This is a genomic window from Collimonas sp., assembly GCF_044339385.1.
Taxonomy (GTDB): domain Bacteria; phylum Pseudomonadota; class Gammaproteobacteria; order Burkholderiales; family Burkholderiaceae_D; genus Collimonas.
This window is the reverse complement of sequence record NZ_JBIIVN010000087.1, coordinates 1-10,572: the sequence shown is the minus strand read 5'-3', so window position 1 is coordinate 10,572 and position 10,572 is coordinate 1. Positions and strand designations below refer to the sequence as shown.

The following is a 10,572-nucleotide window of genomic DNA, read 5'->3' as shown; positions in this document are numbered from 1 at the left end:
CGTCGTCTTCGCATTCGTTTCGAACGTCGCGCTGATATTCATCAAGCATTCCTTAAACTTGGCTGCAGTCTGATCTGCTGGAGCAAACTTCAGCAGGCATCGCAGCCTTTATGAAACCGTCTCTTAGTTTCGCCATAACCCACAGAAAGAGACCTATGATGAAAAGAAAAATGATTGCTAAGATTGGATTGCTGGCATTGCTGTGCGCGACGGCCGGTTATGCGACAGCCGCCAAGACGCTGGTGTTTTGTTCGGAAGGCAGCCCGGAAGGATTTAATCCACAGCTCTACACCACCGGTACGACCTTCGATGCATCATCGGTGCCGATGTATAACCGTCTGGTTGAGTTTGAGCTGGGCACCACCAAGATCATTCCCGGTCTGGCTGAATCGTGGACTGTGTCCGATGATGGCCTGACCTATACTTTCAAGCTGCGCAAAGGTGTCAAGTTCCACAGCAGCGCCAAGTTCAAGCCGACCCGCGATTTGAATGCCGATGACGTGCTGTTCTCATTTAACCGCATGGCCGACCCCAACCATCCTTTCCATAAACTGGCAGCGGGCCAGAGTTTCAGCTACTTCCTTGACATGGACATGGACAAGATCGTCGATAGCGTCAAAAAGACCGACGACTATACTGTTGTCTTCAAACTCAAACATCCTGAAGCAACGTTCATCGCCAATCTGGGCATGGATTTCGCCTCGATCCTGTCGGCTGAATATGCCGACAATATGAAGAAGGCCGGTACCCCAGAAGTGATCGACCGCGAGCCGATCGGCACCGGTCCTTTCCAGTTTGTCTCTTACCAAAAAGATGCGGTGATTCGTTACAAAGCGTTCGATGCCTATTGGCGCGGCCATCCGAAACTGGACAACCTGATCTATGCGATCACGCCCGATGCCTCCGTGCGTTACGCCAAGCTGAAAGCCAATGAGTGTCAGGTCATGGCATTCCCGAAACCGGCCGACATCGAACTTATGAAGTCCGATCCGTCGATCAACATGATGACCAAGGAAGGCTTGAACATCGGCTACATCTCGTTCAACGTCGAGAAGAAGCCGTTCGACAACAAGCTGGTGCGTCAGGCGTTGAACATGGCGGTGGACAAGCAAACCATCCTCAAGACGGTGTACCAGGGCGCAGGCCAGGCCGCCAAGAATCCGATCCCGCCGACGCTCTGGTCGTATAACGACAAGATCAAGGATTACAGCTACGATCCGGTCAAGGCCAAGGAGTTGCTCACCAAGGCTGGTTATCCGAACGGCGTCGAAGTTGAGATGTGGTACCTGCCGGTCACCCGGCCATACAACCCGGACGGCAAGCGCATGGCGGAACTGATCCAGGCCGACTGGGCCAAGATCGGCGTCAAGACCAGACTCACCACCTACGAGTGGACCGAATACCTGAAGCGCAGCAAGCAGGGCGATCAGCAATCGATGATGTTTGGCTGGTCCGGCGATAACGGCGATCCGGATAACTTCTTTGCAACGCTGCTGGGTTGCAAAGCCGTCAAGGGCGGCGGCAACACTGCGCGCTGGTGCAACAAGGATTACGAAGCGCTGATCCAGAAAGCCAAGCTGACGCCGAAGCAGGACGAACGCGCCAAGCTGTACGAGCAGGCGCAGGTGATCGTGCACGAAGAAGCGCCTTGGATCGACCTGGCGTATTCGATCCGTTTCACCCCGGTCCGCAAGGAAGTGGTCGGCTTCAAGATGGCGGTGTTTGCGCATCACCATTTTGAGAACGTCGATCTGGCTAAGTAACTTCAATGCGGGGCCGGGAAGACAGTTTTCCGGGCCGCTTTTTTCATGCAATCTTGTACAACCCATGCTGAGTCGTCCTGCCATCGGCAGAACGACAAGGTTTTTTAGAATATAGGCAGCCCCCATGTTCGGATTTATCCTGCGCCGTGTCGGCTTGGTCATACCGACCTTTCTCGGCATTACGCTGCTGGTGTTCTTATTGATACACCTGATTCCTGGCAACGCCGTCGAAGCGATGACCGGCGAACGCGGTATGGATCCCGCCCGCTATGCGCAAATGGCGCATGAGCTGGGCCTCGACCAGCCGCTTTACCAGCAGTATTTCAACTATCTGAGCAATGTGTTCAAGGGTGATCTGGGCGTCTCGATCATGACCCACACCTCGGTGCTCAGCGAATTCAAGACACTGTTTCCGGCGACGCTGGAACTATCCTTTTGCGCGATGCTGTTCGCGCTGGTGATCGGTTTGCCGGCCGGCATGCTGGCGGCGCTCAAGCGTAATACCGTGTTCGATTATTCAGTGATGGGTGTCTCGCTCACCGGTTACTCGATGCCAGTGTTCTGGTGGGCGTTGCTGCTGATCCTGTTGTTCTCGGTGACACTCGGCTGGACGCCGGTATCGGGCCGCATCGATATCCTCTTCGACGTGCAGCCGGTAACCGGTTTCATGCTGATCGACAGTCTGTTATCGGACGACAGCGGCGTCTTCAAGTCGGCCGTCTCACACCTGATTCTGCCCACTATTGCGCTCGGCACTATTCCTTTGGCGGTGATCGCGCGTATGACCCGTTCAGCGATGTTGGAGGTGCTGCGCGAGGATTACGTCCGCACTGCACGCGCCAAGGGTTTGTCGCGCTTGCGGGTGATTGTGGTGCATGCGCTGCGCAATGCGTTGATTCCGGTGGTGACGGTGGTCGGCCTGCAGGTCGGCGTGATGCTGGCCGGGGCGATTCTGACCGAGACCATTTTCTCCTGGCCCGGCATCGGCAAATGGTTGGTGGCGGCAATCCAGCGCCGCGATTATCCGGTGGTGCAAGGTGGCATTCTGTTGTCCGCCACGATCATCATCATGGTCAATCTGGTCGTCGATTTATTGTACGGCGTGATCAACCCTCGCATTCGGCATAGCTCATGAACCACGCCCAACCAAACCAAGTTACTCCCGCCGCACCGGCAATCCCGCTGAGCGCCGCCAAGCCGCCGCATCCGGCGCGCGAGCTGTGGTCCTATTTCAGCCAGAATCGCGGTGCCGTGATCGGGCTGGCGATCATTATTCTGATGGTGCTGGCGGCCTTGCTGGCCGACGTGATTGCGTCGCATTCGCCAATCGAACAATTCCGCGACGCCACGCTGGTGCCGCCGGCCTGGCAAGCAGGCGGCAGCAGCAAGTTCTTGCTTGGCACCGACCCGGTCGGGCGCGACATGCTGTCGCGCCTGATCCACGGCGCCCGCTTGTCGCTAGTCATCGGCCTGGTGTCGGTATCGCTGTCGCTGAGCATCGGCATCTTGCTGGGCCTGCTGGCCGGCTATTGCCGCGGCGTCGTCGAGATCGCGATCATGCGCCTGATGGACATCATGCTGGCGTTGCCAAGCCTGCTGCTGGCGGTCGCCGTAGTGGCAATCCTCGGGCCGGGCCTGATGAATGCCATGTATGCGATTGCTATCGTGATGATGCCGCACTATGCGCGCCAGACGCGCGCTGCGGTCATCACTGAAATGTCGCGCGATTACGTCAGCGCCTCGCGCATCGCCGGTGCCGGTCCGTTGCGCATCATGTTCAACTGCGTGTTGCCGAACTGCCTGGCGCCGCTGATCGTGCAGGCGACACTCGGCTTTTCCGAAGCGATCCTGGATGCTGCCGCGCTTGGCTTCCTCGGCCTTGGCGCACAGCCGCCGACGCCTGAGTGGGGCTCAATGCTGGCCAGTGCGTTGGAATTCATCCAAAGCGCCTGGTGGGTGGTGACCTTCCCCGGGCTGGCAATCCTGATCTCGGTATTGGCGTTCAATCTGATGGGTGACGGCTTGCGCGACGCACTCGACCCCAAACTGAAACGATAAAGCGGAACAACGACATGGCACTGTTAGAAATCAAGAACCTGAGAGTCGAGTTCGGCTCGACGGCATCGCCGTTTACCGCTGTCGATGGACTCGATCTCAACGTCGAAACCGGTGATGTCATCGGTATCGTCGGCGAATCCGGCTCCGGCAAGAGCGTCACCTTGCTGGCCCTGATGGGCCTGATCGACTACCCCGGGCGGGTCAACGGCGAGCGCATGGCCTTCGATGGCCGCGATCTGCTGACCATGCCGGAGCAGCAAAGGCGCAGCCTGCTGGGCAAGGACATCGCAATGATCTTCCAAGACCCGATGACCAGCCTCAACCCTTCCTACACCGTAGCGTATCAACTGATCGAAACCCTGCGGGTGCATCAAGGCGGCTCAACCAAGGAATTGCGTGCCAAGGCGCTGGCGTTGCTGAAGCAGGTCGATATTCCCGATCCGGAACGCCGCCTCGATGCCTATCCGCACCAGCTCTCCGGGGGCATGAGCCAGCGCGTGATGGTGGCAATTGCGATTGCCTGCAACCCGCGCCTGCTGATTGCCGACGAGCCGACCACGGCGCTCGACGTGACGGTGCAAGCGCAGATGCTAGACTTGCTGCTGCAACTGCAACGCGATCGCGGCATGACCCTGATGCTGATTACGCACGACTTGAGCGTGGTCGCCCAAACCGCGCAACGGGTGGTAGTGATGTATGCCGGGCAGGTGGTTGAAACCGGTCGCGTGCCGGATATTTTCAATGCCCCCAAACATCCGTACACCCAAGCCCTACTGGCAGCGCTGCCTGAACACAATATCGGCCGGACGCGCTTGCAAACCATTCCCGGCGTGGTGCCGGGCCAGTACGATCGCCCCAGCGGTTGCCTGCTCAGCCCACGCTGCGCGTACGCGCAAGACCTGTGCCGCCAGCAACGGCCGCAACTGCTGGGCCCGGAACAGGCACAGGCACGCTGCCATTTCCCGCTTGATGCTGCCGGCCAGCCGACCAATGGCTGGTCTGAACTGTCGCGCAAGACACCTGATGCCGTGTTCAGCGGTGGGGCTGCATGATGATGAAGGCCAATATCAATAACAACGTGAATAACAACGTGAATAACAACGTGAATAACAACGTGAATAACAACGTGAATAACAACGCGCACAACAACCTCAATCACAGCGGCAATCCGGTAGTACTGCTGGAGGCAAAGAATCTGATCAAGCACTACGACGTCTCGCAGGGCTGGTTCAAGCCGAAAGCCATGGCGCGCGCGCTGGATGGCGTCTCGTTCCAGCTGCAGCCGGGCAAAACCCTGGCGGTGGTCGGGGAATCCGGTTGTGGCAAGTCGACCCTGGCGCGGCAGATCACAATGATCGAACCGCCGACCGGCGGCGAGCTATGGATGGACGGTGCCAATATTGCCGATGCCGACCGCACCACCCTGAAGCGGGTGCGGCCGCTGGTGCAGATGGTGTTCCAGAATCCGTATGCCAGCCTTAATCCGCGCAAGAAAGTAGGTCAGATGCTGGAAGAGCCGCTGATCATCAATACCGAGCTCAGCACAGAGCAGCGCGCGCAGAAGGCGCAGGCGATGATGGCTAAGGTTGGTTTGCGGCCCGAGCATTATGGCCGCTATCCGCACATGTTTTCCGGCGGCCAGCGGCAACGCGTGGCGATTGCACGGGCCTTGATGCTAGACCCGAAAGTCATCGTTGCCGATGAGCCGGTCTCCGCGCTCGACGTCTCGATCCAGGCCCAGGTGCTGAACCTGATGATGGGTTTGCAGCAGTCCACCGGCGTGGCCTACCTGTTCATCTCGCATAACCTGTCGGTGGTCGAACATATTGCCGACGATGTGCTGGTGATGTACCTCGGCAAGACCGTTGAGCATGGTAGCAAGCAGCAGGTCTTCAGCCGTCCGCTGCATCCCTACACCAAGGCCCTGTTGGCCAGCACTCCGCGCATCGACCCGGCCCAGCGTCAGAAAAAGATGATGTTACCGGGCGAATTGCCATCGCCGCTGGCGCCACCGCCGGGTTGTGCTTTTAACAATCGTTGCCCGCACGCCATCGATCGTTGTCGCCAGGAAGTACCCGCATTGCAATCGTTTGATGGGCGTCTGGTGGCCTGCCACCGGGTTGCCGAGATATCCTGAGCGGTCCGCCGGTCTGTTTGCGGCGAGGTCGGCGGCGCAGTAGTGCCTCATTTAGTGCCTCATTTAGTGCCTCATTTAGTGCCTCATTTAGTGCCTCATTTAGTGCCTCATTTAGTGCCTCATTTAGTGCCTCATTTAGTGCCTCATTTAGTGCCTTATTTAGCGCCTTATTTACGGAGCACTATCGCCGCCGGGCTTGGTACAATGGGTGCTTGTTTCCCTGCCTATATTTACTAAGTCCATGATCGACATCCAACTTCTTCGCAAAGACATTGCCACCGTAGCCGAGCGACTGGCTGCGCGCAAATTCCAGCTCGACGTCAACGGCTTCAACGCCTTGGAAGCCGAGCGCAAGCAAATCCAGACCCGCACCGAAGAACTGCAAGGGCAGCGCAACTCGCTGTCGAAGCAGATCGGCATGCTCAAGGGCAAAGGCGAAGACGCCTCGGCCGTGATGGCGGAAGTGGCCGGCATCGCCGACGAGCTCAAGGCATCGGCAACCCGCCTCGATCAAGTGCAAGAGCAAGTCAGTGCCTTCATGCAGGCGCTGCCTAACCTGCCACACGAATCGGTCCCGCTGGGCCAGGATGAAACCGGCAACGTCGAGGTACGCAAGGTCGGCACGCCGCGCAGCTTCGATTTCGAGGTGCGCGATCACGTCGATGTCGGCGCCGCGCTGGGTCTGGATTTCGACGTCGCCGCCAAGCTGACCGGTTCGCGCTTTGCGGTAATGAAGGGCGGCATCGCCCGACTGCACCGCGCACTGGCGCAGTTCATGCTGGACACCCACACCGGCGAGCACGGCTACACCGAATGCTATACACCGTACATCGTCAACGCTGATTCGCTGCGCGGCACCGGCCAGTTGCCGAAGTTTGAAGAAGATCTGTTCGCCGTCAAAAAGGGTGGCCAGGAAGGCGAGCAAGGCGTCGACGCCGCCGCCTTGTACCTGATCCCGACCGCCGAAGTGCCGCTGACGAATACCGTGCGCGACGACATCGTTGCCGGCGAAACGTTGCCGATCAAGATGAGTGCGCATTCGCCATGCTTCCGCTCCGAAGCCGGCAGCTACGGCCGCGACACCCGAGGCATGATCCGTCAGCATCAATTCGACAAGGTCGAAATGGTACAAATCGCCCATCCGGAAAAGTCGTACGAAGCGCTGGAAGAAATGGTCGGCCACGCCGAAAACATCCTGAAAAAGCTCGGCCTGCCGTATCGCGTGATGTCGCTCTGCACCGGTGACATGGGCTTCGGTGTCGCCAAGACCTACGACCTGGAAGTCTGGTTGCCAGCGCAAAACACCTACCGCGAAATTTCCTCGGTCTCGAATTGCGAAGCCTTCCAGGCGCGCCGCATGCAAGCTCGTTTCCGCAACGCTCAAGGCAAACCGGAACTGGTGCACACCCTGAACGGCTCCGGTCTGGCCGTTGGCCGCACTCTGGTAGCGTTGTTGGAAAACTACCAGCAAGCCGACGGCAGCGTCGACATCCCGGCGGTGCTGCATCCGTACATGGGCGGCTTGACCAGGTTGACCGCGTAAGTATTTGATTTTAAAAAAATATTTTTCAGAAGGTCGGCGCTGTGGTTTGGCTGCGCAAGAAGGTTGAAAAAAGGCATTCCATAGTCGAAAAAAGTCTGCTACGATCTTGCGCTTTGCTGCACTAAACACAGCAAGTCGACCGAAAACCGGAGAGGTGGCAGAGTGGTCGAATGTACTTGACTCGAAATCAAGCGTACGTTAAATCGTACCGTGGGTTCGAATCCCACCCTCTCCGCCAGTATATAGTTTGTAGTTGTTCGTAATAGTTCAAAAAGCCACGTCTCCCATAGGGAAATGCGGCTTTTTTTGTTCGTCGGTGTTTTTTGCTGTTCGTACACATCCGCCGAATTTGTTGGGTAAAATGTTGGGCAAATAACCAGCTCAAAAAAATTACCCAACATGTCCCTCACCGATCTAGCTTGTCGCACTGCCAAGGCCAAAGAGAAATCCTATAAGCTGTCTGACGGCCGGGGATTGTTTCTTCGCGTCCATCACAACGGCAGCAAATATTGGGCCGGTGCATACCGCTTCCATGAGAAGCAGAAAGAGCTATCGATTGGGGTGTACCCAGAGGTGACCCTAGTCGAAGCGCGCGAGGCCTGGGAGCTGGCCAGGAAAACTCTGAAAGGCGGGACCGACCCGGGTGCTGCGAAGCAGGCGGCCAAAGCTGGCCGGTTGGAGGCTGAGAAGCAGACATTTGAGGTTACAGCGCGCGAGTGGCACCAGAAGAAACTGCGCACCTGGGGTGAAGGCACTGCTGCAAACCATCTCCATCGCCTGGAAACGGACATCTTTCCTGAGTTCGGTTCTACGCCGATTTCGCTGGTGACGTCGCAGCAGGTATTGGATGCTCTTCGGAAAATTGAGAAGAGGGGCGCGTTGGAAGTGTCTAACAGGATCCGCGGGCTAGTTGTTCGGGTTTTTAACTATGCGATCGCGTGTGGCTATACCCAAACGAATCCAGCAATGCCGTTAAAGGAAGTCTTGGAGGTGGCTGTGAAGGGGCACTTCGCGGCAATTGAGGTCGAAGAGTTACCGGCATTTGTGCAAAACCTGACCAATACACCAGACCGAATGTTTCTGTCTACGCGGGTTTCCCTGTGGGTAATGATGCTGACATTTGTGCGGACAAAAGAATTAATCGCTGTGCCCTGGTCGGAGCTCGATCTTGAAGGTGGCCAATGGATCATACCTGCAGAACGTATGAAAAAGGCGCGGGACCATGTTGTTCCACTATCCCGGCAGGCTGTTGCATGGTTTCGGAAGATGCAGCCCCTGACTGGGAGGAATCAATTCGTTTTTCCAAACCAGCGGCAGCCGGACGACCACATGTCTGATGGGGCGATTCTCATGGCGCTGAAGCGCCTCGGTTACCATGGGCAAATGACCGGGCACGGATTCCGGTCACTGGCGATGGGAACGATTAAGCAGGAATTGGGCTATGTGCATGACGTTGTTGACCTGCGGCTGGCCCACGTAAAGAAGAATAAAGTTGACGCGGCGTACGATCGCGCCAAATTCCTGGCTGAGCGTACCAGGATGATGCAGGACTGGGCGGACTACATTGATCGATTTGCATTGCCGTCGCTGCTCTGATTGCGGATTTCGATAAGGGCATCGATCCAGGCGTCGACCTCACTCTCGATCCATCCGACTGCTTTGGCACCGAGGCTGATGGGTTTCGGAAACCGCCCGGCCTTTATTTCTTGGTACAAGTAGGTGCGGCCAATTTTGGTCTTTTCCATCACCTGGTTTGCTCTCAAAATCACGTGTGTCATGTCGGGGCCTTTTCAGCGGAAATTTTGCGGGCGGCGGCTTTGAGGTCTATTGAAAATTCGGCATGCCAGTTTGCCCCGTGCCGTAGCACCGTGCGAATGAGGCGGTCCAGAACAAATGCCTGCTCAGATTCGCATTTTCTAGGAATGTAATGTCCGGCCGCGCGAAAAAGATGCGCTATCGGGCCGGTGCGGAAGTTCATGATGCCCAGAACATCCAAGAGCTCTGGCGTGGCCGTAGCAGGATAAGACAGAGCGCATTCACTGTCTGCGCTGGCCATGGTTTCCTTGAGGATGTCGTGGCTATCATTTCGGCAGAACAGCATCATTGCGAAATTGCCGACATCCACTGGATCGCCCTTGGCCACGGCGCGCAAGAGCAGGTCGGTCAGTGATTCGTCGCGGAGCGTGCTGATGTCGTGCCATCCGCCGAATCCCTGCAGTCGCTTCTTGGCGAGCTTTTCTTTCATGGCCGCAGCGAAGAGATCGACCGCGTGGTCATCCAGAAGCTGGGCTTCGTCGTTCTGATTGTTTTCTTGTATGGTGCTCATTGTGGTTCCTTGACGAGTAGCGGCCGGCTGCTGCCGATCCGCAGATTGATGAATGCGCCGTGCCAAGTCAGTTGGTCATAGCGGAAAAATTCCCACAGGATGGCCAGCGCCGGCGTTACGACGGCTTGATTGATAAACAGCTCCTGGCGCTCCAGCGCCTCGGCCAGGCCGCAGCTCGGCGTGTCATCTTCCGGTACGGTGATGTCCACAAGCTCGGGAAGCAGCTTATAGGGATCCGGTAATGGAACATGAGCGGCCGGAAGGTTTTTACGCGGCCGATTGACGCCACCCCATTCGCCGAAGATTGCTTGGCCGTCAGCTGCTCTATTGCCAACATCCAATACATACGAGTGATGCCAATCGGACTGATAATCGTCATAAATCAGATGCCGAGCGGCGGCACTGTCAACGCAGAGAATGAGCAGGTCTGGCTCAGCGTTGCCCTCGAAGTGTTGCGGCTGACCGAAAATTGACCCAGCAAAGGGCATAGTGCTGATTCAAAATTGGCCCAGGTGTTCTACTTGTCCTGTCTAATTTTTAGGCAGGAGATATAAGGTGATCACCATGGAAATGTTAGGCAAGATTAGACGCATGCATTTACGCGACAAGCTGTCGCTATGAGCTTCCCTCGATTTTTCGTCTTCCAACAGGTGGCTTTTATGCCGCCTGTTTTTCCTGATGTTGCTCAGCGAGCCAGTCATCTAAATACTGGCAGGGTGAACGATAGCCAAGCGTCGAATGCTGC

The 10,572-nt window shown here is 57.0% G+C and carries 10 protein-coding genes, 1 tRNA gene and 1 pseudogene; 9 read left to right on the top strand and 3 right to left on the bottom strand.

Annotation, left to right across the window (positions count from 1 at the left end; genetic code table 11):
• From ACIQ0R_RS07870 to ACIQ0R_RS07830, 9 genes and pseudogenes are all read left to right on the top strand, one after another.
• A pseudogene (locus ACIQ0R_RS07870) lies at positions 1-114 on the top strand (IS5/IS1182 family transposase); the annotation flags it as partial.
• A 56-nt stretch (positions 115-170) separates the two neighbouring features.
• A complete protein-coding gene (locus tag ACIQ0R_RS07865) occupies positions 171-1,763 on the top strand; it encodes an ABC transporter substrate-binding protein (protein ID WP_395825895.1) in 1,593 nt (530 codons plus the stop codon).
• 124 nt (positions 1,764-1,887) lie between these two features.
• The gene (locus ACIQ0R_RS07860) at positions 1,888-2,898 is read left to right on the top strand and encodes an ABC transporter permease subunit (RefSeq protein ID WP_395825891.1); all 1,011 of its coding nucleotides are present in this window, start codon (positions 1,888-1,890) and stop codon (positions 2,896-2,898) included.
• Complete coding sequence (locus ACIQ0R_RS07855; protein WP_395825888.1) at positions 2,895-3,821, top strand: ABC transporter permease subunit; 927 nt, start codon at positions 2,895-2,897, stop codon at positions 3,819-3,821. Before ACIQ0R_RS07860 ends, ACIQ0R_RS07855 begins: the two co-directional genes overlap by 4 nt.
• Positions 3,822-3,835: 14 nt before the next feature.
• Positions 3,836-4,873, top strand: coding sequence for an oligopeptide/dipeptide ABC transporter ATP-binding protein (locus tag ACIQ0R_RS07850; RefSeq protein WP_395825885.1), 1,038 nt, complete (start codon positions 3,836-3,838; stop codon positions 4,871-4,873).
• A 74-nt stretch (positions 4,874-4,947) separates the two neighbouring features.
• On the top strand, positions 4,948-5,958 hold the full coding sequence (locus tag ACIQ0R_RS07845) for a peptide ABC transporter ATP-binding protein (protein WP_395825898.1): 1,011 nt from the start codon (positions 4,948-4,950) through the stop codon (positions 5,956-5,958).
• Positions 5,959-6,199: 241 nt separating this feature from the next.
• Positions 6,200-7,501 carry a serine--tRNA ligase gene (gene serS / locus ACIQ0R_RS07840; RefSeq protein WP_395825882.1) on the top strand — a complete coding sequence of 434 codons (1,302 nt, stop codon included), beginning with the start codon at positions 6,200-6,202 and terminating at the stop codon, positions 7,499-7,501.
• A gap of 148 nt (positions 7,502-7,649) precedes the next feature.
• Positions 7,650-7,739: transfer RNA gene (locus ACIQ0R_RS07835), tRNA-Ser, on the top strand.
• 161 nt (positions 7,740-7,900) lie between these two features.
• The gene (locus ACIQ0R_RS07830) at positions 7,901-9,097 is read left to right on the top strand and encodes a tyrosine-type recombinase/integrase (protein ID WP_395825879.1); all 1,197 of its coding nucleotides are present in this window, start codon (positions 7,901-7,903) and stop codon (positions 9,095-9,097) included.
• On the opposite strand, the gene ACIQ0R_RS07825 is transcribed toward ACIQ0R_RS07830, so the two are convergent.
• From ACIQ0R_RS07825 to ACIQ0R_RS07815, 3 genes are read right to left on the bottom strand one after another with little or no spacing between them, the layout of a single operon-like run.
• Entirely contained in the window at positions 9,061-9,279 is a 219-nt protein-coding gene (locus ACIQ0R_RS07825) for a helix-turn-helix transcriptional regulator (RefSeq protein ID WP_395825876.1), read from the bottom strand. The genes ACIQ0R_RS07830 and ACIQ0R_RS07825 overlap by 37 nt on opposite strands.
• Complete coding sequence (locus ACIQ0R_RS07820; RefSeq protein ID WP_395825873.1) at positions 9,276-9,827, bottom strand: hypothetical protein; 552 nt, start codon at positions 9,825-9,827, stop codon at positions 9,276-9,278. Before ACIQ0R_RS07820 ends, ACIQ0R_RS07825 begins: the two co-directional genes overlap by 4 nt.
• Entirely contained in the window at positions 9,824-10,315 is a 492-nt protein-coding gene (locus tag ACIQ0R_RS07815; protein ID WP_395825870.1) for a PRTRC system ThiF family protein, read from the bottom strand. Before ACIQ0R_RS07815 ends, ACIQ0R_RS07820 begins: the two co-directional genes overlap by 4 nt.
• Positions 10,316-10,572 lie beyond the last annotated feature (257 nt).